This is a genomic window from Mesorhizobium sp. M5C.F.Ca.ET.164.01.1.1 (assembly GCF_004792125.1).
Classification (GTDB): domain Bacteria; phylum Pseudomonadota; class Alphaproteobacteria; order Rhizobiales; family Rhizobiaceae; genus Mesorhizobium; species Mesorhizobium wenxiniae.
In genome coordinates this window covers 1-404 of the sequence record NZ_SRTG01000153.1, presented here as the reverse complement: position 1 = coordinate 404, position 404 = coordinate 1, and the positions used below count along the sequence as shown (strand labels likewise).

Below are 404 nucleotides of genomic sequence, written 5' to 3'. Positions count from 1 at the left end.
CGACGATCAGGCGCGGCTATGTCGACCCGCCGACGTCGCTGTTCCGCTTCAACGGCCAGGACGCCATCGCGCTCGCCATCGGCATGAAACCCAACGCCAATCTGCTGCAATTCGGCGAGGCCTTGCACGAGGAGATGAATAAGGTGCTGGCCGACCTGCCGGTCGGCGTCGGCGTGCATCTGGTCGCCGACCAGCCGGTGATCGTCGAGGAAGCGGTATCGGGCTTCACCCGCGCCCTGTTCGAGGCGGTGGCCATCGTGTTAGCGGTGTCCTTCATCAGCCTCGGCATGCGCGCCGGCTTCGTCGTGGCGCTGTCGATCCCGCTGGTGCTCGCCATCACCTTCACCGTCATGGCCTATCTCGGCATCTCGCTGCAGCGTATCTCGCTGGGCGCACTGATCATC

At 65.1% G+C, this 404-nt stretch carries 1 protein-coding gene; it reads left to right on the top strand.

The window, feature by feature from the left end; genetic code table 11:
* Positions 1-404, top strand: a 404-nt coding sequence (locus tag EN807_RS32870) for an efflux RND transporter permease subunit (RefSeq protein ID WP_135937962.1), incomplete at both ends; no start/stop codon positions are given.